The organism is Cupriavidus sp. DF5525 (genome assembly GCF_040149425.2).
GTDB lineage: Bacteria > Pseudomonadota > Gammaproteobacteria > Burkholderiales > Burkholderiaceae > Cupriavidus > Cupriavidus pickettii_A.
Genome location: NZ_CP168265.1, coordinates 459957 through 483878, shown reverse-complemented (window position 1 = coordinate 483878; position 23922 = coordinate 459957). Strand labels below are relative to the sequence as shown.

Here is a 23922-nt window from a genome sequence, read left to right as displayed (position 1 = left end):
CGGCTCGCGCCGGCGGCGGCCCGGCGTTATTTCGCCAGCTTCGGGTTCAGCGTATAGGTGCCGGTCAGGCTGGCCTGCGCCAGCACGTGGCCCTGGATCGCCTCGCGCACCTGCGCACCGGTGAAGGTGCCGTCCAGCGGTAGGCGGTCGATGTCCAGCGCGTACAGCGTGAACACGTAGTGGTGCAGCAGCGTGTCGTTCCACGGGGGGCACGGGCCGTCATAGCCGTAGTAGTCGCCCTTCATGTCGGCGTCGCTGGCGAACCAGCCGGTGTAGTCGTTGATGCCATGGCGCAGGCCGCCCGCGGTGGCGGTGCCGCCGGTGGCCTCGGGGCCGGGCTTGCCGCGCGCGATCACGCCATCGCTGTGCGAACCGGCCGCGATCGAGGTCAGGCCGGGCGGGATATCGACCAGCACCCAGTGGAAGAAGTCCACGCGCGGCAACGAGGCCGGCACTTCGCGGCCTTCCTGGTTGACGTCGTCACCCTTGCTGGGCACGTCGCGGTCGTGGCAGATCAGCACGAACGAGCGCGTCTCAACCGGCGCATCTTCCCAGTGCAGGTCGGGGTTGCGGTTGGTCGACAGGGCCACATGGGCAGCAGCGTCGGGCACGCAGAAGGCGAACTCGCCGGGAATCGGCGCGTTGTCGTTGAAGGACTTGCTCCAGAGTTTCATTTGTCTCTCCTGTCTTGGTGCCGCGCCAGGGCGCGGCAACTTGGAATCCGTGCGGCGCGCGCGCCGCTACGCCTGGCCCGCCCCGGCCGGCGCTACGCGCAGCCAGAACGTGACCGGGCCGTCGTTGACCAGGCTGACCTGCATCATCGCGCCGAACTCGCCAGTCTGCACGTGCGGGTGCGCAGCGCGCGCCTGCGCCACGAAATGCTCGTACAGGCGCTTGCCGTCTTCTGGCGACGCCGCCGGCGTGAAGCTCGGGCGCGTGCCGCTGTTGGTATCGGCCGCCAGCGTGAACTGCGACACCACCAGCAACCCGCCCGGGTTGCCGTTGCCGTCCATGTTCTGCACCGGCAGGTTCATCTTGCCGGCCGCGTCCGAAAACACCCGGTACGACAGCATCTTGGCCAGCAGCCGCTCGGCCTGCGCCTCGGTGTCGCCGCGCTCGGCGCAGACCAGCGCCAGCAGGCCGGCGCCGATCTCGCCGGTGGTGCGCCCCTCGACCGTCACGCGAGCCTGTGCCACCCGCTGGATCAGTGCGATCATCCCGACCGCCTCAGGCCAGCGTGACGCGCGCGAAGCGGCGCTTGCCGACCTGCACGACGTAGGTGCCAGCGGCAACCTTGGTGGCCTTGTCGCTGACCGTGGCGCCGTCGATCTTGACGCCGCCCTGGTCGATATTGCGGTTGGCTTCCGAGGTTGACGGCACCAGATTGGCCTGCTTGAGCAACTGGGCGATGCCCAGCGGCGCGCCCGTCAGGCTGACCGCCGGGATATCGTCCGGCACGCCGCCGCGCGCGCGGTGGTTGAAGTCTTCCAGCGCCTTTTCGGCATCGGCCTGGCTGTGAAAGCGCGCCACGATCTCCTGCGCCAGCATCACCTTGCAGTCGCGCGGGTTGCGGCCCTGCGCGATTTCCTGCTTCATCAGCTCGATCTCGTTCATCGGCCGGAACGACAGCAGCGTGAAGTACTGCCACATCAGGTCGTCCGAGATGCTCATCAGCTTGCCGAACATCTCGTTGGGCGCCTCGGTCACGCCGACATAGTTGCCCTTGGACTTGGACATCTTCTCGACGCCGTCCAGGCCCACCAGCAGCGGCATGGTCAGGATGCACTGCGGCTCCTGGCCGTATTCCTTCTGCAGCTCGCGCCCGACCAGCAGGTTGAACTTCTGGTCGGTACCGCCCAGCTCCAGGTCCGACTTCAGCGCGACCGAGTCGTAGCCCTGCATCAGCGGGTAGAGGAACTCGTGGACGGAAATCGGGATCCCGGAGCGGAAGCGCTTGGTGAAGTCGTCGCGCTCCATCATCCGCGCCACGGTGTACTTGGCGGCCAGCTGGATCATGCCGCGCGCGCCCAGCGGATCGCACCATTCGCTGTTGTAGCGGATCTCGGTCCTGGCGGGGTCAAGCACCAGGCTGGCCTGGCGGTAGTAGGTCTGCGCGTTGGCCTCGATCTGCTCGCGCGTGAGCGGCGGTCGCGTGCTGTTGCGGCCCGACGGGTCGCCGATGGTCGAGGTGAAATCGCCGATCAGGAAGATGACCTGGTGGCCGAGGTCCTGCAGCTGGCGCAGCTTGTTCAGCACCACGGTATGGCCAATGTGGATGTCCGGCGCGGTCGGGTCCAGCCCCAGCTTGATGCGCAGCGGCACGCCGGTGGCTTCGCTGCGCGCCAGCTTCTGCGCCCATTCGGATTCGATCAGCAGTTCGTCGCAGCCACGCCTGGAGACTTCCAGGGCTTGCATCACCGACGGCGTCAGGGGGTATTTGGCCTCGGGGCCCTGGGAAACTTCAGTCATGACGTAAGTCTTTGAAAAACATGAAATTTTAGGAAAGATTCCGACAGCCGCCAAGACAGGATTTTGGTATAATCCGCGTTCCCGGGCGCCAGCGGAAGGCTTTCCAGTGCGCCACCCGCCACTTCTTGTTGCTGCGAAATCATTGCAGTAATGCCGGTGGCCAATAAGTGAACAGCACGCGCCGCACCTCGGGGGAGGAAGGCAGACGAGACACATCGTTCCGGCAGCGGTGCTCAGACCAAGGTTGAATTTTACGTGATGTGGTCCAGACTCCGCGAAGTTTTCGCGCGCGAGTTGGTGGTTCTCGTTGACCCGACCAACCCCCAGCATGCGCGCCGGCGCAAGCAACTGACGGCCTCGGTGGGCGCGATCTTCACGCTCGGCATGGCCGCGGCGATGGGCGTTGCACCACGCAGCGCCTTTGACGATCCGCTCGCCCCGCGCACGCAGCAGACGCTGCGCATGCCCGACGTGCGCGAGCAACTCGAACAGCTTACCGATTCCGAGGCCGTCTACGTGCGCGAAGAGCGCATGCAGCGCGGCGACACCATTGGCAGCCTGCTGCGCCGTCTCGGCGTGGACGATCCCGATGCGCAGGCCTTTATCGTCAAGAACCCCACCGCGCGCGGCCTGTTCAACCTGAACCCGGGCCAGGCGGTGCAGGCTGAGATCGACGAAAGCAATATGCTGGTGTCGCTGCAGGCCAACCTCGGCGGCGACGCCGCGGCTTCGCGCGAGCTGGTGATCGAACGCGTGCGCCCGGCCGTCGACAACACCAACGCCACCTACAAGGCCAAGGTCCTGCGCGTGGACAATGACGTGCAATACGAGATGGCCTCCGGCGCAATTTCCGGCGGCGGCTTCTTCAAGGCCATGGACGCGGCCAACGTGCCCGACGAGGTCGTGCAGCAAATGCTGTCGATCTTCTCCGGCGTGATCGACTTCCACCACGATATCGCCAGCGGCGACCGCTTCCGCATCATCTACGAAGCGGGCTTTCGCGACGGCACCTTCGTGCGCAACGGCCGCGTGATCGCAGTCGAGCTGATCAACCGCAACCAGCTGCACCAGGCGCTGTGGTTCTCGCCCGAGGACAGCAAGGACGGCACTGGCGCCTATTACACCTTCGACGGGCGCAGCATGAAGCGGCCGTTCCTGCGTTCGCCGGTGGAGTTCTCGCGGGTGTCGTCGGGCTTCGGCGGCCGCGAGCATCCGCTGCATCACGACTGGGCCCAGCACAAGGGCGTGGACTTTGCGGCCCCGACCGGCACCAAGGTGCTCGCCACCGGCGACGGCGTGGTCGAGTTCGTCGGCCAGCAGAACGGCTACGGCAATATCGTCATCCTGAACCACGCCAACGGCTACTCGACCTACTACGCGCATTTGTCCGGCTTTGCCGGCATGCGCCAGGGCCAGCCGGTGCGGCAGGGGCAGCTGATCGGCTATGTCGGCTCGACCGGCTGGGCCACCGGCCCGCACCTGCACTATGAGTTCCGCTTCAACGACGTGCCGCAGAACCCGCTGACCATCACGCTGATGGAATCGCCGGCGCTGAGCGGCAAGTCGCGCCAGGAGTTCCAGACCTACACCAGCGGGCTGCTCAGCCGCATCAATGCGCTGCGCACCTACAACGTGCTGACCGCCTCCAACTGACCGTGACCCTGGCCGCGACTGGCAGCGAACGTTACATCGGCATCATGTCCGGCACCAGCATGGACGGTGCCGATGCCGTGCTGGTGGATTTCAGCGGCGCACGGCCTGCGGTACTGGCGGCTGCCAGCCAGCCGTTTCCAGAAACCCTGCGCGCGGCGTTCTCCGCCCTGCAGCAGCCGGGCGAGGACGAGATCCATCGCGAGGCGCTGGCCGCCAATGCGCTGGCAAAGGTCTATGCAGACTGCGTGGCCATGCTGCTGCGCGAGGCGCGGGTCGGGGCCGATACGGTCGTCGCCCTCGGCGCGCACGGGCAGACCATCCGCCACCGGCCGGGCCTGTACGACGGCATCGGCTACACGCGCCAGAGCCAGCATCCGGCACGACTCGCCGAGCTGACGGGCATCGACGTGGTCGCGGACTTCCGCAGCCGCGACGTGGCTGCCGGCGGCCAGGGCGCACCGCTGGTGCCGGCGCTGCACCACGCATTGTTCGGCAGCGATGCCGAGACCCGCGTCGCGTGCAATATCGGCGGCATTTCCAACATCAGCATCCTGCCCGCTGCGGGCGGCGCCGTCAGCGGCTTCGACTGCGGCCCGGGCAACGCGCTGCTCGACTACTGGATCGGACGCCACCAGGGGCTGCCGTTCGACAGCAACGGCGACTGGGCAGCCAGCGGCCGCGTCGACGCGGCGCTGCTGGCACAGTGCCTGGCGGAGCCTTATTTCAGCGCGCCGCCGCCCAAGAGCACGGGGCGTGACCTGTTCCATCCGGGCTGGCTCGAAGCCCGTCTCGCATCGTTCCAACATCTCCCACCCGCCGACGTGCAGGCCACGCTGGCGGCACTGACCGCCGAGGCCATCGCGCGCGATGTGCGCACGCATGCGCCCGAGGCGCGCCGCCTGATCGTCTGCGGCGGCGGGGCCCGCAACGCCTACGTGATGGTGCGGCTGGCGCAGGCGCTGCCGGGCGTAGCCATCGAAACTTCCGAAGACTACGGCGTGCCCGTCTCGCAGGTCGAGGCCATCGCCTTTGCCTGGCTGGCGCGCCAGTGCGTGCTGCGCCTGCCGGGCAACGTGCCCACCGTGACCGGCGCCGCCGGGCCGCGCGTGCTGGGCGCGATCTATCCGCGCTGAGCGCTACGCCTGCGGCGCTGCGCCGCCCATCTCCACCCAATCCATGAACGCCTGCGCCAGCGGCGAGGCCCGCATCGCCGGCGAGCGCGCCAGCACCACGCGTTGCGGCGTCACCGGCTCGCGCAGCGGCAGGCAGGCGATCGGCATGCCGTCGTAGCTGTGGTCGCCGGCGGGGCGCGTGCACGACAGCGCCACGCCATAGCCGTGCGCCACCAGCCCGCGTTGCATCTCGAAGGTCTGCGTGTACTGGTGCAGGGTCGGATGCAGGTCGTGCGCCCAGAACAGCGACAGGAAGTACTCGCGCGTCTGGGGGATGTCCTCAAGGATCAGCTGCTCGCCGGCGAGGTCGGCCAAGCTCACGTCCGCGCCATGCGCCAGCCGATGGCTGGCGGGCAGCAGCGCATAGGGCGGCAACTGCGCCAGCGTGCGGCGCTCGGTGCGCGCGTCGAGGCCGAGGTCATAGGTCAGCGCCAGCTCGGCCTTGCCGGCCTGCAGCGAGCGGTGCACGGTGGCAAGGTCGGCTTCGAACAGCGTGACCGATACGCCTGGATGACGCTGCCGGAACCCCGCCAGCAGGCGCGGCACGAAATACGGCCCCAGGTCCTGGAAGCAGGTGAGCGACAACTGGCCGCTGAGGCCCGCGCCGGCATCGTCGGCGGTGAGGCCTGCCGCCAGCGCCAGGATGTCGCGCGCACGGCCCAGCAGGCGCTGGCCGGCCGGCGTCAGGACCAGCCCGCGGCTGACCTGGCGCTTGAACAGCGGCTCGCCCAGCGTGTCTTCGAGCTGTGCGATCGCGGTGGACACGGACGGCTGCGACACATGGCGCGCGCGGGCCGCGGCGCTGATGCTGCCGTGCTCGGCGGCGGCGACGAAGTATTCCAGCTGGCGGAAAGAGAAAGCAATCATGATTTCCTATATCGCAACATAGGAAATATATGCTTTTCCTATCCTTGCCGGGTGTCGATACTGACCGGAATCCCCACACGGAGCCCCCGGCATGGACATCACAAAAGAACAGATCGATACCTACCAGCGCGACGGCGTACTGGTGCTGCGCGGCGTGTTCGCGGAGTGGGTCGAGCGCCTGCGCGATGGCTTTGCACAGAACCTGGCCGAGCCCGGTCCCTTTGCCATCGAGAACGTGCGGCCCGGCGAGAGCGGCCGCTTCTTCGAGGACTACTGCAACTGGCAGCGCATCGCCCCGTTCGATGCCTTTATCCGCCAGTCAGCGGCGGCGGAGATCGCCGGCCGCATCATGCAGTCACAGGCGGTGCAGATGTTCCATGAACACATCCTGGTCAAAGAGCCCGGCACGGCCAAGCCCACGCCTTGGCACCAGGACCTGCCCTATTACTGCGTTGATGGCACCCAGACCGCGAGCTACTGGATCCCGCTGGACCCGGTGACGCAGGCCAATACGCTGCGCGTGGTGGCCGGCTCGCACCGCTGGCCGCGGCTGGTGCGGCCCAAGCGCTGGGCCAGCAATGAGAACTTCTACAGTGGCGACGATACCTTTATGGAAATGCCCGACGTGGAGGACGGCAGCCATACGCTGCACGCGCCCGAACTGGAGCCAGGCGATGCGGTGGTGTTCGACTTCCGCACCGTGCACGGCGCCGCGGGCAACACCGGCACCGGCAGGCGGCGCGCGTTCTCGGCACGCTTCCTCGGCGACGACGTGCGTTTCATGCAGCGGCCCGGCCGCACCTCACCGCCTTTCCCCGGCATCGGCCAGCAGACCGGCGAACGCATGCGCGAGGACTGGTTCCCGGTGGTCTGGCGCGCCGCGCGGTAATCCGCCGCCGCAAAAGAAAAACGCAGCCGAAGCTGCGTTTTTCCTGGGACCGGGCGGGTCAGACCGAGAACGACGAGCCGCAACCGCAGGTGGTCGAGGCATTCGGGTTCTTGATCACGAACTGGGCGCCGTTGATGTCTTCCTTGTAGTCGATCTCGGCGCCAACCAGGTATTGGTAGCTCATCGAGTCGATCAGCAGGGTGACGCCATTCTTGACCATGGTGGTGTCGTCTTCGTTGACTTCCTCGTCGAAGGTGAAGCCATACTGGAAGCCAGAGCAGCCGCCGCCCTGCACGAACACGCGCAGTTTCAGTTCGGCATTGCCCTCTTCCTCGATCAACTGCTTGACCTTGTCGGCGGCGCTGTCGGTAAAGACGAACGGTGCCGGCACGTCCTCGGTAACGGGTGCCTCTGCGACTGCGTTCATGGGGTGTTCTCCTGTTTAGATACGACTGTATTCTAAGCGCTACTGGAAGATCGTGCCGAAACCCTGTGTTTTCAAGGGATTCCCGGCGTATCGGGAGCCGCTCAGGCGACCTTTTCAGTAGGACTGGACTCGTCCGTGGGAGTTTCGTTGTCCTTGCCCGCAGCGCTATCCACCGCTTCCGTCACATCGGTCACCGGTCCCGCCTCGACGAGGTTCGGCAGCACCTTGATCTCGCCTTGCGCCAGCGGCATCAGGCGGCCCTCCACCAGCGCGCCCTGGTGCATTTCCAGCGCCGCATAACGCACGTCACCCAGTACGCGGGCGTTTGGCTGCAGTTCAAGCAGGTCGGTGGCCTGCACTGGACCCTTGACGGTGCCGTTCAGCACCAGGTGTCCCACGCTGATCTCGCCTTCGACCATGCCCTTTTCGCTGACCACCAGCATGCTCGGCTTGCCGGGCGCCGCGGTGATATTGCCGCGCACGCGCCCGTCCAGGCGCAGGCCGCCGGCAAACATCAGGTCGCCGTCGATGGCGGTGTCTTCGCCGAGCAGCGTATCGATCGAAAGGCCTTTCTTTTTCGAAAACAGCATCGCTCTCACTCCTCTCTGGTTCGTACCGGGCCCTCCGGACCGGGGCGCAATCGCCAGCGGCAGACGGCTTGCCGTTGGCGACAGGGCGTGATTGTATCCGCGTGCAGCGAATACCCCACAAAAGTATGGCGGCCAATCCGCTATTTCAGCAGGCTGTTGCGTTTTCGTACCCACACGGACGAAAAAAAACCGCACGACCAGCGTGCGGTTTTTTCCGGCTTCGCAAGATCCGGCAGTACCGGATCCGCGAAAACGCATCAGCGCTTCGAGAACTGCTTGCGACGACGCGCCTTGTGCAGACCGACCTTCTTACGTTCCACTTCACGTGCATCGCGCGTGACGTAGCCAGCCTTCGACAGGGCCGACTTCAGGGTCGCATCGTAGTCGATCAGGGCACGAGTGATGCCATGGCGCACTGCGCCGGCCTGGCCGGTTTCGCCACCGCCGGTCACGTTGACCTTGATGTCGAACGTTTCGCCGTGGGCGGTCAGTTCCAGGGGTTGGCGCACGATCATCAGCGAGGTTTCGCGAGCGAAATACTCTTTGATGGGCTTGCCGTTGACGACGATGTCGCCCTTGCCCGACTTGATGAAGACACGAGCCACAGCGCTCTTGCGGCGGCCAGTACCGTAATTCCAGTTACCGATCATGGATTGGCCTCCTTAGATTTCCAGCGCCTTGGGCTGCTGCGCTTCGTGCGGATGCTCGGCTTCGGCGTAAACCTTCAGCTTCTTGATCATCGCGTAGCCCAGCGGACCCTTCGGCAGCATGCCCTTCACAGCCTTTTCCAGGGCACGGCCCGGGAAACGCTGCTGCATCTTGCCGAACGTCGTTTCGTAGATACCGCCCGGGTAACCCGAATGGCGATAGTACTTCTTGTCCGTTTCCTTGGTACCCGTGACACGCAGCTTGGCTGCATTGACGATGATGATGTAATCACCCGTGTCGACGTGCGGAGTGAATTCCGGCTTGTGCTTGCCGCGCAGACGGCGTGCCACTTCGCTGGCGACACGGCCGAGGACTTTGTCCGTCGCGTCAATCACGTACCAGTCGCGCTTTACCTCATGAGGCTTGGCGGAAAAGGTCTTCATGATTTTTCCTGACTATTGGTTCGTGCCCGTAATCCGACTCGCGAAGGCTTGTACTCGCCCCTGCAAGTCTTGTGGCCGGTCCCTGGGACTGGCCTGGTCCTGCTTTCTTCTTCCGCGGGCATGACGGAAAAGCCGTCGATTATACTGGCGCCTGCCGGAGTGGCACAAGCAAAGACTGATCTTTTCGTCAAGATCGTTGCGGCTTGGCGCCGCGCCTGGGCAGCCTCGGGCACTTTCCGACGGCCGTCTAGCCGGACCGTAGGGGCGAAAAAAAACCCAAGCCGTTGAGCTTGGGTTTGAATCCACCAAAGGAGGAGGGTGGAGGAGACACTTGGAGATCGACGGGAGCCTGCGGGCGGTGCGGAGGGCTTGGCCGGGAGGCTTCGCTTTCGCACTCTGGCGCGCTGTCAGCGCCGTCGTTCAATGATTGAAATTATACATGGGGTTTTCCCGGATGCAAGTGAAATCTGTACTGCGAAATGCAATTCCATATTGCGGAAAGCGGGACAATCTTTGCCAAAGACTAGAATTCCGTTTTAAATCAACAAACTAACTACATCGCGACGGCATCACCAAGCTGTCAGATTAGAGGAAACCCTCAGATTTCCTAAGGATATCGGCATCCCGGGCCCAAACTTGACGATGCCATATACTCAGAATTGCAAGATTCGATATCACTCGCTTGTGACCGGAAACTCACAATACAAACGACAGGAACGAACAAAATGGAATGCAAAGTAACATGGCTGGGCGCGGACGGCATGAGCTTCGTCGCCCAGACCGGCAGCGGCCATATCGTTGCGATGGACGGCGCGCCCGAGGGCGGCGGCCATAACCTGGCGCCGCGGCCGATGGAGATGGTGCTGCTCGGCACCGGCGGCTGCACCGCCTACGACGTGGTGCTGATCCTCAAGCGCGGCCGCCAGGACGTGACCGGCTGCAGCGTGCAGCTGCAGGCCGAGCGCGCCGGCGAGGACCCCAAGGTCTTCACCCGCATCAACTTCCATTTTGTGGTGACCGGCAAGAATCTCAACCCCGCCACGGTCGAGCGCGCGATCAAGCTGTCGCACGAGAAGTACTGCTCGGCGTCGATCATGCTGGCCAAGACGGCCGAGATCACGCACACGCTGGAAATCGTCGAAGGCTGAGGGGATGTCGCAAACCCGGTGCGCCGCGCAGGCGGCCGGGTCATGCCGAAGACAGAAGCAAAGCAGGCCGATAAGCCGGATTCTGTGCGCGCCGCCCGCCTTGCGGCTTGCGGCGCGTGACAACCATTCCTCTAGGCCGGCTGTTACCAGCCGGCTCCAGCTCCCTACCCGCAGGCTCAGCGGGCCGCTTCATCGCCTGCCTATTTGGGATTGCTCCAGGTGGAGGTTACCGCGTTTCACCCTTCCTACCGGGCGTACCCGGTGGGAAGACTCGTCTCTGTGGCCCTATTCCGCACGTTGCCGTGGATGGCTGTTAGCCAACACCCTGCCCTATGGAGTCCGGACTTTCCTCCCCCTGCACCTTGCGGTGCAGGCAGCGGTTGCCTAGCCTGCTTTGCGGCCCGCAGTCTAACACCGAATCACGGCGAAGGTCGCTGCCGTCAGCCCGCGGCCAGGTCGCGGCGCCGTCCCGGGCGGAATACCGTGGTGTCGGCATAGAAATCCGGCGCTGCATTCGCGTCGCACCAGCCGGGGACGCCCATGACCGGCAGCGGTGCGAAGCTGCGCCCGCCGCGTAGCGCACCGGCATGGACTGCTGTCTTCAGTGATTCGGTCAGCACACCGTCCAGCGTCGCGTCTGCCACCGCGCCCGGAGCAAGCGGCAGTACCCACGCATGCGCCGTTACCGCCTTGTATGGCTGCACCAGCTTTTCGAGCAGCGCATGCCCGAACGGCACTACCGCGCAGGACTCACCCCACGCGGGCCGGTTCTCGACAAAGAGCCGCTGCCATGCAAACCCCTTGAGCGCATCGGCCAGTCCCGCGTCGGTAGTGACAAACAGCACCGCGTTCTCATCGAACAATGTGGCCGCGTCGCGCACGCCGCCGCGCGTGGTCTGCACGCCCTCGCGGGCGATGACCTCGGCCTGGACCTCGTTGAGCAAACGCTTGGTCCGCGGGAAATGCAGCCAGATCAGCGCGTTGAAGAAATCGTGGAGACTGTCCCGGGTCGGGACTTCGCCGGTGGCGTGGATATGCGCCTCGTAGGCGCTGCCATCCGGCAGGGCCTGCTGGGCGATAAAGCGCAGTGGCAGCCCGCGCGCGTTGCGCAGGTCCAGCGCATCAGCCTGCGCGTCGAGCAGCGCACGCAGGTCGGCGCCGCCCTGCACCGCCGCGGCCAGTGCGGCGCCTTGCACGGCAAAAGGCTGGAACCACGGCCGGGACCAGTCGATCCCGGCCAGCGCAGCGGCGAAGGGTTCGTCCGCCGCGCAAGCCTGCATGCGCAAGGCCTCAGCGGGCCTTCCAGCGCAGCGTCTCGCCGCCGCGCAGCGGCACCAGCGTGGTGTCGCCGTAGGGCAACTCGGCCGGCAGTTCCCAGTCCTCGCGCTCCAGCGTCAGCGTGCCGGTGTTGCGCGGCAGGCCGTAGAAGGCGGGACCGTTGAAGCTGGCGAAAGCCTCCAGCTTGTCGAGCGCGCCGGCGGCGTCGAAGGCCTCGGCATACAGCTCCATCGCATGCAGCGCGGTATAGCAGCCGGCGCAGCCGCAGGCGTGTTCCTTCAGCCCGCGCGCGTGCGGCGCGCTGTCGGTGCCAAGGAAGAAGCGCGGGCTGCCCGAGACGGCGGCCGCCACCAGCGCCTCGCGGTGGGTTTCGCGCTTGAGCACCGGCAGGCAGTAGTAATGCGGGCGGATGCCGCCGGTGAAGATGGCGTTGCGGTTGTACAGCAGATGGTGCGCGGTGATGGTCGCGCCGACCGGGCCGCTGGCTTCCAGCACGTACTGGGCAGCATCCTTGGTGGTGATGTGCTCGAACACCACCTTGAGCTCGGGCATGTCGCGGCGCAGCGGCGTCATCACGCGCTCGATAAAGACGGCTTCGCGGTCGAAGATATCGATGCTCGGATCGGTCACCTCGCCGTGCACCTGCAGCGGCAGGCCCTCGCGCTGCATCGCTTCCAGCGCGGCGTAGCAGCGGCGGATATCGGTCACGCCGGCGTCGCTGTTGGTGGTGGCGCCAGCCGGATACAGCTTGACGCCGTGCACGAAGCCGCTCGCCTTGGCCGCGACGATCTCTTCGGCCGTGGTGTTGTTGGTCAGGTACAGCGTCATCAGCGGCTCGAACTGCATGCCGGCCGGCAGCGCGGCCAGGATGCGGGCCCGGTAGGCCTGGGCCTGCGCCACCGTGGTCACCGGCGGCTTCAGGTTGGGCATGATGATGGCGCGCGCGAACTGGCGGGCGGTGTCGGGCAGCACGGCGGCCAGCGCAGCGCCGTCGCGCAGGTGCAGGTGCCAGTCGTCCGGGCGGGTGATGGTGAGCTTCTGGGTCATGGCTTGCTTGGGCCGGCCGCCGGGCGGCGGCAGGCGTTCGTCGAAATCAGAGAATCAGGATGGCGCGGTAGTCGTTCACGTTGGTGCGGGTCGGTCCGGTGACCACCAGGTCGCCGATGGCGTCGAACAGGCCCCAGGCGTCGTGCGCGTCGAGCTGGCGCTGCCCCGGCAGGCCGGCGGCTTCGGCGCGCGCCAGCGTGGTCGGGTCGGCGAGTGCGCCGGCGTTGTCTTCCGAGCCGTCGATGCCGTCGGTGTCGGCCGCGATCGCGTGCACGCCGGGCATGCCGCCCAGTTCGACCGCGAGCGACAGCAGGAACTCCGAGCAGCGCCCGCCGCGCGCCTTCGCGCCGCCACCGGCAGGCAAAGTGACCGTGCACTCACCCCCGGAAATCAGCACCACGGGCGCGGCAAACGGGGCATTGTACGCGCGAATCTCACGCACCAGCGCGGCGTAGACCCGCGCCACTTCGCGCGCTTCGCCGGTCACGGTATCGCCAAGCACCACCGGGGTGATGCCGCGTTCGCGGAACAGCGCCGCGGCCGCCTCCAGGCTGCCGTGGGCGGTCGCGATCATGCGGTTGTCGACCCGCTCGAACAGCGCATCGCCCGGCTTGGGTGTCTCCGGCACCTCGCCGCGCGCACCGCGCTCCAGGTGCAACTGCACGCTGGCCGGCACCTGCGCGCCGTAGCGGCGCAGGATCTCCAGCGCCTCGGCAAAGGTGCTGGGGTCTGCCACGGTCGGGCCCGAGGCGATTGCGCTGGGATCGTCGCCGGCCACGTCCGAGACGATCAGAGTGGTCACCGGCGCGCGGCTCGCCTGTGCCAGCCGCCCGCCCTGGATGCGCGAGATGTGCTTGCGCACGATATTCATCTCGGTGATCGGCGCGCCACAACGGAGCAGTTCCTTGGTGGTGGCCTTCAGGTCGGCCATCGGGATGCCTTCGGCCGGCAGCGACAGCAGGCTGGATCCGCCGCCCGAGACCAGCACCAGCAGCCGGTCGTGCTCGGTCAGTGCCTGCACGCTGGCCAGGATCTCGGCCGCGGCCTGCTCGCCGGACTCGTCGGGCACCGGGTGGCCCGCCTCGATCACGCGCACGTGGTCGGTCGGCATGCCGTGCGCGTAGCGGGTGACCACCAGCCCTTCCAGCGTGGCCTTGCCGTCATAGGCACGCTCCACCGCCGCGGCCATCGACGCGGCGGCCTTGCCCGCGCCGACCACCAGCGTGCGCCCGCCCGCATGGGGCGGCGGCAGGTGCTGTGCCACGATCTGCAGCGGATCGGCCGCCGCCACGGCGGCCCGGAAGCTTTCCAGCAGCAAGGCGCGGGGATCGCCCGCGAAACCGGCGCTCACAGTGCCTCCGCGATGGCGCGGCCCAGGTCGGCGGTACCGGCCTTGCCGCCGATATCGCGCGTCAGCGGCGCATGCTCCGGCCCGGCGGCCAGCACCTTCTCGATCGCGCCCAGCACGGCGGCGCCGGCATCGTCATGGCCCAGGTGCTCCAGCATCATGGCGCCGCACCAGATCTGGCCGATCGGGTTGGCCACGCCGCGCCCGGCAATGTCCGGGGCCGAGCCATGCACCGGCTCGAACAGGCTGGGGAAGGTGCGGTCCGGGTTAATATTGCCCGACGGCGCGATGCCGATGGTGCCGGTACAGGCCGGGCCCAGGTCGGACAGGATGTCGCCAAACAGGTTGCTGGCCACCACCACGTCGAACCAGTCAGGGTGCTGGACGAAGTGGGCGGTCAGGATATCAATGTGGTACTTGTCGACCTTGATGCCGGGATAGCTGGCCGCCATCGCCTCGACACGCTCGTCCCAGTACGGCATCGTGATCGAGATGCCGTTGGACTTGGTGGCCGAAGTCAGGTGCTTCTTGGGGCGCTTCTGCGCCAACTCGAAGGCGAACTTCAGGATGCGATCGACGCCGATCCGGCTCATCACGGTTTCCTGCACCACGATCTCGCGCTCGGTGCCCGGGAACATGCGCCCGCCGATGCTGGAGTACTCGCCCTCGGTGTTCTCGCGCACCACGTAGAAGTCGATGTCGCCCGGCTGGCGGCCGGCGAGCGGGCTCCTGATGCCCGGCATCAGCCGCACCGGGCGCAGGTTCACATACTGGTCGAACGAGCGCCGGAACTGCAGCAGCGAACCCCACAGCGAAACGTGGTCAGGCACGGTATCGGGCCAGCCCACCGCGCCGAAATAGATGGCGTCGTACTTCACCAGCGTGTCGAACCAGTCGTCAGGCAGCATCTTGCCGTGGCGCGCGTAGTAGTCGCAGCTGGAAAAGTCGAAGTGGTCCCACTGGAAGTCGATGCCGAAGCGGCGTGCCGCGGCATCCATCACGCGAATGCCCTCGGGCATGACTTCCGTGCCGATTCCGTCTCCGGGAATCACGGCAATCTTGTATTGGCGCATAGTTCTTTGGGGAGGTACGAGCAGATGGCCGTGGCGCGCGCGGCCTGGAGCGCGCTTGGCAGCGGCCCGAACGCGCGGGATAATGTCTGCATTCTATTGCAAAGCGGCAGCCTGCTGCCGACCGGTGCCCCGCTATGTGTCAGTTGCTAGGCATGAACTGCGCCACGCCAACCGACGTGACGTTCTCCTTCACCGGCTTCGCCGCCCGCGGTGGTCTGACCGACCACCACGCCGACGGCTTCGGCGTGGCGTTCTTCGAAGACAAGGCCTGCCGCCTGTTTATCGACAACCAGTCCGCCGGCACCTCGCCGGTGGCGGACCTGATCAAGCGCTACCCGATCAAGTCCAAGAACGTCATCTCGCATATCCGCAAGGCCACGCAGGGCACCGTGCTGCTGGAGAACTGCCACCCTTTCATGCGCGAGCTGTGGGGCCGGCACTGGATCTTCGCCCATAACGGCGACCTGAAAGGTTTCTCCCCGTTCCTGTCCGGCGTCTACCAGCCGGTGGGCGATACCGACAGCGAACTCGCCTTCTGCACGCTGATGCAGGGCCTGCGCAAGCGCTTCCCCGGCTCACAGCCGCCGCTGAACGAGTTGTGCCACGCGCTGGCCGACATCACGCGCGAGATCACGCTGCACGGCGTGTTCAACTACCTGCTGTGCAACGGCCAGGCCCAGTTCGCGCACTGCTCCACGCACCTGTACTACATCGTGCGGCAGTGGCCGTTCTCGACCGCGCATTTGATCGACGCCGACCTGTCCATCGACTTCGCCCAGGTCACCACGCCGGACGACCGCGTGGCGGTGATCGCCACCCAGCCGCTGACCGACAACGAGACCTGGACCCGCTTCGCACCGGGCGAGCTGATCATGTTCGAGGACGGCCGGCCGACCATGACGCTGACGGTGCCGATTCCGCCGGAGGTGCAGGCGAAGAATGCGGCCAATACGGCCTGCACGTGAGGCGCTGGTTGGATCATGCAAAAAGGGACGCCTCGAGGCGTCCCTTTTGCTTGCAAGGCCAGGCCGGTCAGTGATGCAGGATCTTCGACAGGAACTGCCGCGCCCGATCCGAGCGCGCGTCGATATTGCCGAAGAACTCTTCCTTGTCGGCGTCTTCGACGATCTTGCCCTGGTCCATGAAGATCACGCGGTTGGCCACCTTGCGCGCGAAGCCCATTTCGTGGGTCACGCACATCATGGTCATGCCTTCGTGCGCCAGCTGCACCATCACGTCCAGCACTTCGTTGACCATCTCGGGATCCAGCGCCGAGGTCGGCTCGTCGAACAGCATGCAGATCGGGTCCATTGACAGCGCGCGCGCAATCGCCACGCGCTGCTGCTGGCCGCCGGACAACTGGCCGGGATACTTCGCCGCCTGGTCCTTCAGGCCCACGCGCTCCAGGTACTTCAGGCCCTTGGCGGTGGCCTCTTCCTTGGAGCGGCCGAGCACCTTCATCTGCGCGATGGTCAGGTTCTCGGTGATCGACAGGTGCGGGAACAGCTCGAAGTTCTGGAACACCATGCCCACGCGCGATCGCAGCTTGGGCAGGTTGGTCTTGGGATTGCCCACCGAGGTGCCGTCGACCAGGATGTCGCCCTTCTGGAACGGCTCGAGCGCATTGACGGTCTTGATCAGCGTGGACTTGCCCGAACCGGACGGGCCGCACACCACCACCACTTCGCCCTTGGCAACCTTGGTGGTGCAGTCGGTCAGCACCTGGAAGGCGCCATACCACTTGGAGACATTGTTGATTTCGATCATACAGCCACCTTTTTCTGGTAACGCTTGACCAGCAGCGAAGCGGAGAAGCAGATAAGGAAGTACACCAGGCCGGCAAACAGCAGCAACTCGACGATACGGCCATCACGCTCGCCGATGCCATAGGCCTGGCCAAAGAAGTCGGCCAGCGCGCTGACATAGACGAGCGACGTATCCTGGAACAGGATGATGCCCTGGGTCAGCAGCAGCGGCACCATGTTGCGGAACGCCTGCGGCAGGATCACCAGCCGCATCGACTGTCCATAGGTCATGCCCAGCGCCTGCGCGGCGAACATCTGCCCGCGCGACACGCTCTGGATACCCGCCCGGATAATCTCGGAGTAGTACGCCGCCTCGAACAGCGCGAACGCCACCAGCGCGGAGGTCATACGCAGGTCAGTGGCCGGCGACAGGTTGAAGAGGTTCTGCAGCACCTGCGGAATGATCAGGAAGAACCACAGCAGCACCATCACCAGCGGGATGGAGCGGAAGATGGTCACATAGCCCTGCGCAAACCAGTTCAGCAGCCTGAACGACGACAGCCGCATCATCGCCAGGATGGTGCCCCAGATGATCCCGACCACCACCGCGGTAACGGTGATCTTGAGCGAGACCATCATGCCCTCGCCCAGCACCTCGAGCGTATTGACGTTGATGGAGGTGAAATCGAATGAATAAGCCATGGCGCCCCCTTACTTGCCGCCGATAAAGCCGGGCACGCGGGTGCGGGCCTCGACCCAGCGCATGATCAGCATCACCGTCACGTTGATCAGCGCGTACATCAGCGTCACCGCGATGAACGATTCATATGGGCGCGCGGTGTAGTCCACCAGCTGCCGGCCCTGCGCCGCCAGCTCCAGCAGGCCGATGGTCGACGCCACTGCCGAGTTCTTGAAGATATTCAGGAACTCGGAAGTCAGCGGCGGCACGATCACGCGGAAGGCCATCGGCAGCAGCACGTGCCGGTACGTCTGCGGCAGCGTGAAGCCCATCGCCAGGCCTGCGTTCTTTTGCCCGCGCGCCAGCGAGTTGATGCCCGAGCGCACCTGCTCGCAGACCCGCGCCGCGGTAAAGGTGCCCAGGCACAGCATTGCCGCGATGAACTGCTGGGCGAAGGGGTTCATCTGCTTGATCGCCTCGCCGCCGGGCAGCAGCTCGGGCATGACGAAATACCAGATGAACAGCTGCACCAGCAGCGGGATGTTGCGGAAGATTTCCACATAGGTGGCGGCGATGCCCGCCAGCCACTTGTTGGGCACGGTGCGCAAAACGCCGAGCACCGAGCCGATGACCAGGGCAATGACCCAGGACGAGAGCCCCAGCGCGAGCGTCACCTTCAGCCCGGAAATCATCCAGTCCAGGTAGGTCTCGTTCTGGGCGGCCTGTTCGAGGAATACTTCCCAATGCCAGATGTAGTTCATGTTGCGTCCTCAAAAAGAAACGGAAGGACATGCCTTCCGTTTCGCACTGCTGTCACCGTCAGGTCAGTCCAGCGCCTTGTCGTTCGGCGTCTTGAACAGCGCCTTCATGTCTTCGGACAGCGGGAAGTCCAGGTTGAGGCCCTTCGGCGGCACCGGTTGCATGAACCACTTGGTGTACAGCGTGTTGATCGAGCCGTCCTTCATCATGCCGGCGATCACGGTGTCGGACAGCTTCTTGAACTGCGGATCATCCTTGCGGATCATGCAGCCATAGGACTCGCGCGACTGGGGCTTGCCCACCACGATCCAGTCGGCCGGGTTCTTGGCCTTGGCGCGCTCGCCGTACAGCAGCGCGTCGTCCATCATGAACGCGACCGCGCGGCCCGATTCCAGCGTCAGGAACGACTGGCCGTGGTCCTTGGTGCTGATGATGTTCACGCCCAGCTTCTGGTCGTCGTTCATCTTGCGCAGCAGGCGCTCCGACGTGGTGCCGGCGGTGGTGACGACGTTCTTGCCCTTCAGGTCGGCCCAGTCCTTGATGCCGCCGTCCTTCTTCACCATGATGCGCGTGCCGATGATGAAGATGGAGTTGGTGAAGGCGACCTGCTTCTGGCGCTCGACGTTGTTCGTGGTCGAACCGCACTCCATGTCGATGGTGCCGTTCTGCAGCAGCGTGATGCGGTTCTGCGAAGTGATCGGGATTTCCTTCACCTGCAGGTTCGGCACCTTCAGCTGTTCCTTGACGGCTTCCACGATCTTCGTGTTGATATCGTAGGAATAGCCGACCTGGCGCACGCCGCCCAGGTTGTAGTTGAACGGGATCGACGACTCGCGCACGCCCAGCGTGATCACGCCGGTGTCCTTGATTTTCTTGAGCGTGCCCGTCAGTTGTTCAGCTGCCTGTGCCGTCCCGCACATCACACCCCCGGCAATCATCAGGGCAGCCAACTTGGCAAAATTCATAACATCTCCTTGACCATGAAGAGAAAGCGGGATTCTAGAGACAAAACCCCCACTGATGAAACAGTATTGCGCAGCATCCGCCGCAATACAACTGGGTTTTCTCCTAGAACCCCGATTCAGGGCAATAGCTGTGCACGGCTTCCGGATACGACAACGCGGCCTCCGGCATATGCCGGAGGCCGCGTCTGGCGGTCATGTTCCTGGCGACCCGGGAGGATTGCTGCAACGCACCATGCCAGTGCTCCGCATCGCATCCCGGTTCGACCCGATCCCGCTATCAGGGATACAGGCCGCGCATCTCGCGCGCCTGCAGGATCCGCGTACAGGCCACGATAAACGCCGCCGTGCGCAGCGTCACCTTGTTGTCCTGTGCCACTTGCCAGATTGCCCGGAAGGCCTCTTGCATGATCCGTACCAGGCGCTGGTTGATTTCTTCCTCGGTCCAGAAGAAGGAGGAGAAATCCTGCACCCACTCGAAGTAGGACACGGTCACGCCGCCGGCGTTGGCGATCACGTCCGGCGCCACCAGGATATTGCGCTCGCGCAGGATGTCGTCCGCTTCCGGGGTGGTCGGGCCGTTGGCGCCCTCGATCACCAGGCGGGCCTTGATCAGCGGCGCGTTCTTGGCCGTGATCTGGCCTTCCAGCGCGGCCGGGATCAGGATGTCGCAGTCGACTTCCCAGAACTGCTCGGTGCGCAGGACTTCGCCGCGGAAGCCTTCGATGGTGCCGCTGTGCGAGGTGTATTCCATCAGCGCCGGCACGTCCAGGCCGGCCGGGTCGAACAGCGTGGTGCGGTGGTCCTGCACCGCCACCACCTTGGCGCCGGCCTCATGGAACAGCTTGGCGGCCACGGCGCCCACATTGCCGAAGCCCTGCACCGCCACGCTTGCGCCCTTGATCTCCAGGCCCAGGTTGCGCGCGGCTTCCGAGCCGACCACGAACACGCCGCGGCCCGTGGCTTCGTGACGGCCCAGCGAACCGCCCAGCGAGATCGGCTTGCCGGTCACCACGCCGGTGGCCGTGCTGCCGGAGTTCATCGAGTACGTGTCCATCATCCAGGCCATGACCTGGGCGTTGGTGTTCACGTCCGGCGCCGGGATGTCCTTGCTCGGCCCGATGATGATGTTGATTTCGCTGGTATAGCGGCGGGTCAGGCGTTCCAGTTCGGCGTGCGACAGCGTGCGCGGGTCGACGCGGATGCCGCCCTTGGCACCACCGTAGGGCACGTTGACCGCGGCGTTCTTCACCGACATCCAGGCCGACAGCGCCATCACCTCGGACAGGGTCACGTCCTGGTGGAAGCGCACGCCGCCCTTGCCCGGGCCGCGCGACAGGTTGTGCTGCACGCGGTAGCCCTCGTAGTGGGCGATGGTGCCGTTATCCAGCTCGATGGGTACGTCGACGACCATCGCCCGCTTGGGGCGCTTCAGGGTTTCCACCCAGCGTGCCAGCGAGCCCAGGTAAGGCGTGACGCGGTCGACCTGTTGCAGGTAGATGCCCCAGGGGCCGAGATTGTCGGCATTGAGGTAAGACGGGAGTGCGTGCTTGGCGATAGCGGGATTGGTCGGTGCAGCGGAAGACATCAGTTGGTTCCGGTGTGGAGAATGCCCGCAAGCTTAGGCTTGGCGCCGGGCCCGAATCCAATGCCGTTTGCTCATCCGGTCATGCAAAACCTGCATAACCTTGTCATCCTTGGGAAATGCCCCCCGGGGTGATCTGGCCCGCCGACAGGGTCGACCACACCTGGTCGACCAGCTGGCGCTTGCGCCGTGCCCCGGCGCCGCGCCGCTCGCCGCCGTTCTCGCCCGGCTGCTCCCGGTACAGCCGGATCTCCATGTCGATCGACAGCGGCAGCCCACGCGCCGACTCGGCCCGCACCAGCCGGCCGGCGGCGACGTCCTCGCGCACCGCGCTTTCAGGCAGGAAGGCCATGCCGTGGCCGGCCAGCGCCATCACCTTGAGCGCCTCGGCCATATCGGTCTCGTAGCATTTGTCGAGCTTGAGCGCTTCCGAGGTGTCCGCCAGCAGCAGCTCGACCATGCGGCCGAGGAAGGCGTTGGGGGTGTAGCTGAGAAACGGCACCGGCTTCTTGTCGGTGCCCGGCAGCCGGAACAGCGGCTTGCCGGCGGCGTCCGGCACGCTGTACGGCGACAGCCGCTCGGTACCCAGCACCAGCATGTCGTAGCGGGCCGGGTCGAGCTGGATCGCCTGGCGCGCGTGGTGGTAGACCATCACCAGGTCGCAACCGCCCTCCACCAGCATCAGCACCGCGTCATGGACGTTGAGCGCGCGCAGCCGGCACGGCAGCGTGCCGATCTTGCGCTCCAGCGCCTTGAGCCATTCGGGGAAGAAGGTCAGCGACAGCGTATGCGGCACCGCGAATTCCAGCACCTGCGCATTGGCCGAGCGCTGGCCGCGCATCAGCGCGCGGGTCTCGCTGACCTGCGCCAGCATCGCCAGCGCCTGTTCGTAGAACACCTTGCCGGCCGCCGTCAGGCTGGTGGGATAGCTCGAGCGATCGATCAGCTCGGTGCCGACCCACGCCTCCAGCGACTGGATCCGGCGCGAGAACGCCGGCTGCGTGACGTGGCGCAGTTCGGCCGAGCGCGAGAAGCTGTGCGTCTCGGCCAGGCTGACGAAGTCTTCAAGCCATTTGATTTCCATGACGCGGATTATCCACCGGCGCCGGGGGGTGCGTCACCTGCCTGGCCGCGTTGTCAGGCGCGGCCGGCACGGCTGGCCATGCCCTCAGGCGTCCTGCGTCGCGTCGCCCACGTCGACCGCGAGCGCATCCGCGCCGACGGCCTCGCCGCCCTGCGCCGCGGCGCGCGCCTGGATGTCCCACATCTCGGCGTAGCGGCCGCGCGCGCGCATCAACTCGGCATGCGTGCCGCGCTCGACGATGCGGCCGCGGTCCATCACCAGGATCTGGTCGGCGTGGACCACGGTGGAAAGCCGGTGTGCGATCAGCAGCGTGGTACGGTTCTGCGCCAGCCGCATCAGCTCGGCCTGGATCGCCTGCTCGGTGCGCGAGTCCAGCGCCGAGGTGGCCTCGTCGAACACCAGCACCGGCGGGTTCTTCAGCAGCGTGCGCGCGATCGCCACGCGCTGCTTCTCGCCGCCGGACAGCTTCAGGCCGCGCTCGCCCACCGGCGTGTCGTAGCCCTGCGGTAGCTCGCGGATAAAGCTGTCGATCTGCGCGGCACTCGCGGCGGCAATGACCTCGTCGCGGTTGGCCTCGGGCCGGCCGTAGGCGATGTTGTAGAAGATGCTGTCGTTGAACAGCACCGTGTCCTGCGGCACGATGCCGATGGCCCGGCGCAGGCTGTCCTGCGTGATCGCGCGGATATCCTGGCCATCGATCTCGATGGCGCCATCATTGACGTCGTAGAAGCGGAACAGCAGCCGCGCCAGCGTCGACTTGCCCGAACCGCTGTGCCCCACCACCGCGGTGGTGGTGCCGGCCGCGATAGTGAAATCCACGCCATCCAGGATCACGCGATCGGGCTCGTAGCTGAAGCGCACGTCGCGGAAACGCACCTGCGCACCGTTGACCTGCAGCGGCTGCGCGCCAGGCGTGTCGGCCACCTCCTGGTGCGTCCCCAGCAGCACGAACATGCGGTCCATGTCGGTGGTGGCCTGCTTGATCTCGCGGTAGATCACGCCAAGGAAGTTCAGCGGGATATAGAGCTGGATCATCAGCGTGTTGACCAGCACCAGGTCGCCCAGCGTCAGCTTGCCATCGACCACGCCCACGGTGGCGCGCCAAAGGATCAGGATCAGCCCGGCCGCGATGATGGTCTGCTGGCCGAAGTTGAGGAACGACAGCGAGTTCTGCGAGCGGATCGCGGCGGTGCGGTACTTGCGCAGGTTCTCGTCGTAGCGCTGCGCTTCGTACTCTTCATTGCCGAAGTACTTGACGGTCTCGAAGTTGAGCAGCGAATCGATCGCCTTCTGGTTGGCGCGCGAATCCAGCTCGTTCATCTTGCGGCGGAAATGCGTGCGCCATTCCGTCACGACGATGGTGAAGACGATGTAGCCTGCCAATGCGCAGCCCGTGATCGCCGCGAACCAGATGTCGTAATGCAGGATGAAGAAGCCGATCACCAGCCCCATCTCCACCAGCGTGGGCAGGATGCTGTACAGCGAATACGAGATCAGCGACTGGATCCCGCGCGTGCCGCGCTCGATGTCGCGGCTCATGCCGCCGGTCTGCCGGTCCAGGTGGAAGCGCAGCGACAGCGCGTGCAAGTGGCGGAAGACCTGCAGCGCGATCTCGCGCACGGCGCTCTGCGTGACCTTGGAAAAGAGGATCTCCCGCAACTCGGTGAACAGCGTCGCCGACAGCCGCAACATCCCGTAGGCCACGATCAGCCCCACCGGCACCACCAGCAGCGCGCGCGGATCGCCCGCGTGCAGGTTCATGCTGTCGATCAGGCGCTTCATCAGCACCGGCACGCCCAGGTTGGCCACCTTGGCGGCCACCAGGAACGCCAGCGCCAGCATCACGCGCCACTTGTAGTGCCAGACGTAGGGCAGCAGGTTGCGCACCGTCTGCCAGTCGCTGCGGGGGGCGCGCTGACCGGGAAACAGCTTGACGGAAGTGGGGTCGGGGGCCTGCTCGGCGGTCGTGGAATAGCGGCGCATACGTTAGAATTCGGGCCAATGCGCGATTGTCGCAGAGATCGCGTTGCGCGGCAGGCGAAGGGTTTTTCGCCCC

24 protein-coding genes and 1 other RNA gene are annotated in these 23922 nt (G+C 65.7%); 5 read left to right on the top strand and 20 right to left on the bottom strand.

All coding sequences use genetic code 11. The annotated features are described in order from the left end of the window. Window positions 1-26: 26 nt before the first annotated feature. From ABNX08_RS02380 to tyrS, 3 genes are all read right to left on the bottom strand, one after another. Window positions 27-674 (bottom strand): YbhB/YbcL family Raf kinase inhibitor-like protein, encoded by a 648-nt coding sequence (locus ABNX08_RS02380; protein WP_022533567.1) that lies wholly within the window; start codon window positions 672-674, stop codon window positions 27-29. A gap of 66 nt (window positions 675-740) precedes the next feature. Beyond that, on the bottom strand, window positions 741-1217 hold the full coding sequence (dtd, locus tag ABNX08_RS02375; protein ID WP_042884091.1) for a D-aminoacyl-tRNA deacylase: 477 nt from the start codon (window positions 1215-1217) through the stop codon (window positions 741-743). Window positions 1218-1227: 10 nt separating this feature from the next. After that, a complete protein-coding gene (gene tyrS, locus ABNX08_RS02370) occupies window positions 1228-2469 on the bottom strand; it encodes a tyrosine--tRNA ligase (RefSeq protein ID WP_022533565.1) in 1242 nt (413 codons plus the stop codon). Window positions 2470-2727: 258 nt separating this feature from the next. Here tyrS and ABNX08_RS02365 point away from each other — a divergent pair, with 258 nt between their 5' ends. Beyond that, the gene (locus tag ABNX08_RS02365) at window positions 2728-4122 is read left to right on the top strand and encodes a M23 family metallopeptidase (RefSeq protein WP_022533564.1); all 1395 of its coding nucleotides are present in this window, start codon (window positions 2728-2730) and stop codon (window positions 4120-4122) included. A 44-nt stretch (window positions 4123-4166) separates the two neighbouring features. Further along, on the top strand, window positions 4167-5255 hold the full coding sequence (locus ABNX08_RS02360; protein ID WP_051369851.1) for an anhydro-N-acetylmuramic acid kinase: 1089 nt from the start codon (window positions 4167-4169) through the stop codon (window positions 5253-5255). 3 nt (window positions 5256-5258) lie between these two features. On the opposite strand, the gene ABNX08_RS02355 is transcribed toward ABNX08_RS02360, so the two are convergent. Beyond that, entirely contained in the window at window positions 5259-6161 is a 903-nt protein-coding gene (locus ABNX08_RS02355) for a LysR family transcriptional regulator (RefSeq protein WP_349605511.1), read from the bottom strand. Between the two features lie 91 nt (window positions 6162-6252). Between ABNX08_RS02355 and ABNX08_RS02350 the strand changes: the two genes are divergently transcribed. Then, complete coding sequence (locus ABNX08_RS02350) at window positions 6253-7050, top strand: phytanoyl-CoA dioxygenase family protein (protein WP_349605510.1); 798 nt, start codon at window positions 6253-6255, stop codon at window positions 7048-7050. Between the two features lie 58 nt (window positions 7051-7108). Here ABNX08_RS02350 and erpA read toward each other — a convergent pair whose 3' ends face one another. The 4 genes from erpA to rplM all read right to left on the bottom strand — a co-directional run bounded on the left by erpA (window position 7109) and on the right by rplM (window position 9158). Beyond that, on the bottom strand, window positions 7109-7477 hold the full coding sequence (erpA, locus tag ABNX08_RS02345; RefSeq protein ID WP_010813904.1) for an iron-sulfur cluster insertion protein ErpA: 369 nt from the start codon (window positions 7475-7477) through the stop codon (window positions 7109-7111). 101 nt (window positions 7478-7578) lie between these two features. Next, a complete protein-coding gene (locus ABNX08_RS02340) occupies window positions 7579-8067 on the bottom strand; it encodes a polymer-forming cytoskeletal protein (protein WP_349605509.1) in 489 nt (162 codons plus the stop codon). 257 nt (window positions 8068-8324) lie between these two features. After that, the gene (gene rpsI, locus ABNX08_RS02335; RefSeq protein ID WP_019447061.1) at window positions 8325-8717 is read right to left on the bottom strand and encodes a 30S ribosomal protein S9; all 393 of its coding nucleotides are present in this window, start codon (window positions 8715-8717) and stop codon (window positions 8325-8327) included. Window positions 8718-8729: 12 nt separating this feature from the next. Next, window positions 8730-9158 carry a 50S ribosomal protein L13 gene (gene rplM, locus ABNX08_RS02330; protein WP_010813907.1) on the bottom strand — a complete coding sequence of 143 codons (429 nt, stop codon included), beginning with the start codon at window positions 9156-9158 and terminating at the stop codon, window positions 8730-8732. Window positions 9159-9883: 725 nt separating this feature from the next. On the opposite strand from rplM, the gene ABNX08_RS02325 reads away from it, so the two are divergent. Further along, window positions 9884-10306: an OsmC family protein gene (locus ABNX08_RS02325; protein ID WP_349605507.1), complete on the top strand. Its 423-nt coding sequence runs from the start codon at window positions 9884-9886 to the stop codon at window positions 10304-10306. Window positions 10307-10361: 55 nt separating this feature from the next. Here the strand turns inward: ABNX08_RS02325 and rnpB are convergent. From rnpB to ABNX08_RS02300, 5 genes are all read right to left on the bottom strand, one after another. Then, an RNA gene (gene rnpB, locus ABNX08_RS02320) (RNase P RNA component class A) lies at window positions 10362-10702 on the bottom strand. 44 nt (window positions 10703-10746) lie between these two features. Next, window positions 10747-11586: a DUF3025 domain-containing protein gene (locus tag ABNX08_RS02315; protein ID WP_349605505.1), complete on the bottom strand. Its 840-nt coding sequence runs from the start codon at window positions 11584-11586 to the stop codon at window positions 10747-10749. A 10-nt stretch (window positions 11587-11596) separates the two neighbouring features. Further along, on the bottom strand, window positions 11597-12631 hold the full coding sequence (gene pyrC, locus ABNX08_RS02310) for a dihydroorotase (protein WP_349605504.1): 1035 nt from the start codon (window positions 12629-12631) through the stop codon (window positions 11597-11599). 46 nt (window positions 12632-12677) lie between these two features. Then, window positions 12678-13982, bottom strand: a complete 1305-nt coding sequence (locus ABNX08_RS02305) for a glycerate kinase (protein ID WP_349605503.1) — start codon at window positions 13980-13982, stop codon at window positions 12678-12680. Further along, on the bottom strand, window positions 13979-15052 hold the full coding sequence (locus ABNX08_RS02300; RefSeq protein ID WP_022533556.1) for a tartrate dehydrogenase: 1074 nt from the start codon (window positions 15050-15052) through the stop codon (window positions 13979-13981). Before ABNX08_RS02300 ends, ABNX08_RS02305 begins: the two co-directional genes overlap by 4 nt. Window positions 15053-15186: 134 nt before the next feature. On the opposite strand from ABNX08_RS02300, the gene ABNX08_RS02295 reads away from it, so the two are divergent. Then, window positions 15187-16017 carry a class II glutamine amidotransferase gene (locus ABNX08_RS02295; RefSeq protein ID WP_022533555.1) on the top strand — a complete coding sequence of 277 codons (831 nt, stop codon included), beginning with the start codon at window positions 15187-15189 and terminating at the stop codon, window positions 16015-16017. A 67-nt stretch (window positions 16018-16084) separates the two neighbouring features. Here ABNX08_RS02295 and ABNX08_RS02290 read toward each other — a convergent pair whose 3' ends face one another. The 7 genes from ABNX08_RS02290 to ABNX08_RS02260 form a co-directional block, all read right to left on the bottom strand. Next, entirely contained in the window at window positions 16085-16819 is a 735-nt protein-coding gene (locus ABNX08_RS02290; protein ID WP_042884079.1) for an amino acid ABC transporter ATP-binding protein, read from the bottom strand. Then, window positions 16816-17499, bottom strand: coding sequence for a glutamate/aspartate ABC transporter permease GltK (gene gltK / locus ABNX08_RS02285; protein ID WP_022533553.1), 684 nt, complete (start codon window positions 17497-17499; stop codon window positions 16816-16818). The genes ABNX08_RS02290 and gltK overlap by 4 nt, the downstream gene beginning before the upstream one ends. A gap of 9 nt (window positions 17500-17508) precedes the next feature. Next, entirely contained in the window at window positions 17509-18237 is a 729-nt protein-coding gene (locus ABNX08_RS02280; protein WP_022533552.1) for an amino acid ABC transporter permease, read from the bottom strand. 63 nt (window positions 18238-18300) lie between these two features. After that, window positions 18301-19200, bottom strand: a complete 900-nt coding sequence (locus ABNX08_RS02275) for a glutamate/aspartate ABC transporter substrate-binding protein (RefSeq protein ID WP_349605502.1) — start codon at window positions 19198-19200, stop codon at window positions 18301-18303. Between the two features lie 277 nt (window positions 19201-19477). Continuing rightward, the gene (locus ABNX08_RS02270; protein ID WP_022533550.1) at window positions 19478-20785 is read right to left on the bottom strand and encodes a Glu/Leu/Phe/Val dehydrogenase; all 1308 of its coding nucleotides are present in this window, start codon (window positions 20783-20785) and stop codon (window positions 19478-19480) included. A 103-nt stretch (window positions 20786-20888) separates the two neighbouring features. After that, a complete protein-coding gene (locus ABNX08_RS02265) occupies window positions 20889-21866 on the bottom strand; it encodes a LysR family transcriptional regulator (protein WP_022533549.1) in 978 nt (325 codons plus the stop codon). 84 nt (window positions 21867-21950) lie between these two features. Further along, window positions 21951-23849 (bottom strand): ABC transporter ATP-binding protein/permease, encoded by a 1899-nt coding sequence (locus ABNX08_RS02260; protein ID WP_022533548.1) that lies wholly within the window; start codon window positions 23847-23849, stop codon window positions 21951-21953. Between the last annotated feature and the right edge of the window lie 73 nt (window positions 23850-23922).

Bases quoted from the DNA above. Each gene is read 5' to 3' on its own strand.
- ABNX08_RS02280 (WP_022533552.1), bottom strand. From the start codon at position 18,237: ATGAACTACATCTGGCATTGGGAAGTATTCCTCGAACAGGCCGCCCAG.
- ABNX08_RS02270 (WP_022533550.1), bottom strand. From the start codon at position 20,785: ATGTCTTCCGCTGCACCGACCAATCCCGCTATCGCCAAGCACGCACTC.
- ABNX08_RS02350 (WP_349605510.1), top strand. From the start codon at position 6,253: ATGGACATCACAAAAGAACAGATCGATACCTACCAGCGCGACGGCGTA.
- pyrC (WP_349605504.1), bottom strand. From the start codon at position 12,631: ATGACCCAGAAGCTCACCATCACCCGCCCGGACGACTGGCACCTGCAC.
- ABNX08_RS02275 (WP_349605502.1), bottom strand. From the start codon at position 19,200: ATGAATTTTGCCAAGTTGGCTGCCCTGATGATTGCCGGGGGTGTGATG.
- ABNX08_RS02340 (WP_349605509.1), bottom strand. From the start codon at position 8,067: ATGCTGTTTTCGAAAAAGAAAGGCCTTTCGATCGATACGCTGCTCGGC.
- gltK (WP_022533553.1), bottom strand. From the start codon at position 17,499: ATGGCTTATTCATTCGATTTCACCTCCATCAACGTCAATACGCTCGAG.
- rplM (WP_010813907.1), bottom strand. From the start codon at position 9,158: ATGAAGACCTTTTCCGCCAAGCCTCATGAGGTAAAGCGCGACTGGTAC.
- ABNX08_RS02315 (WP_349605505.1), bottom strand. From the start codon at position 11,586: ATGCAGGCTTGCGCGGCGGACGAACCCTTCGCCGCTGCGCTGGCCGGG.
- ABNX08_RS02380 (WP_022533567.1), bottom strand. From the start codon at position 674: ATGAAACTCTGGAGCAAGTCCTTCAACGACAACGCGCCGATTCCCGGC.
- ABNX08_RS02365 (WP_022533564.1), top strand. From the start codon at position 2,728: ATGTGGTCCAGACTCCGCGAAGTTTTCGCGCGCGAGTTGGTGGTTCTC.
- tyrS (WP_022533565.1), bottom strand. From the start codon at position 2,469: ATGACTGAAGTTTCCCAGGGCCCCGAGGCCAAATACCCCCTGACGCCG.
- ABNX08_RS02260 (WP_022533548.1), bottom strand. From the start codon at position 23,849: ATGCGCCGCTATTCCACGACCGCCGAGCAGGCCCCCGACCCCACTTCC.
- ABNX08_RS02325 (WP_349605507.1), top strand. From the start codon at position 9,884: ATGGAATGCAAAGTAACATGGCTGGGCGCGGACGGCATGAGCTTCGTC.
- erpA (WP_010813904.1), bottom strand. From the start codon at position 7,477: ATGAACGCAGTCGCAGAGGCACCCGTTACCGAGGACGTGCCGGCACCG.
- ABNX08_RS02360 (WP_051369851.1), top strand. From the start codon at position 4,167: ATGTCCGGCACCAGCATGGACGGTGCCGATGCCGTGCTGGTGGATTTC.
- ABNX08_RS02355 (WP_349605511.1), bottom strand. From the start codon at position 6,161: ATGATTGCTTTCTCTTTCCGCCAGCTGGAATACTTCGTCGCCGCCGCC.
- ABNX08_RS02300 (WP_022533556.1), bottom strand. From the start codon at position 15,052: ATGCGCCAATACAAGATTGCCGTGATTCCCGGAGACGGAATCGGCACG.
- ABNX08_RS02295 (WP_022533555.1), top strand. From the start codon at position 15,187: ATGTGTCAGTTGCTAGGCATGAACTGCGCCACGCCAACCGACGTGACG.
- rpsI (WP_019447061.1), bottom strand. From the start codon at position 8,717: ATGATCGGTAACTGGAATTACGGTACTGGCCGCCGCAAGAGCGCTGTG.
- dtd (WP_042884091.1), bottom strand. From the start codon at position 1,217: ATGATCGCACTGATCCAGCGGGTGGCACAGGCTCGCGTGACGGTCGAG.
- ABNX08_RS02290 (WP_042884079.1), bottom strand. From the start codon at position 16,819: ATGATCGAAATCAACAATGTCTCCAAGTGGTATGGCGCCTTCCAGGTG.
- ABNX08_RS02265 (WP_022533549.1), bottom strand. From the start codon at position 21,866: ATGGAAATCAAATGGCTTGAAGACTTCGTCAGCCTGGCCGAGACGCAC.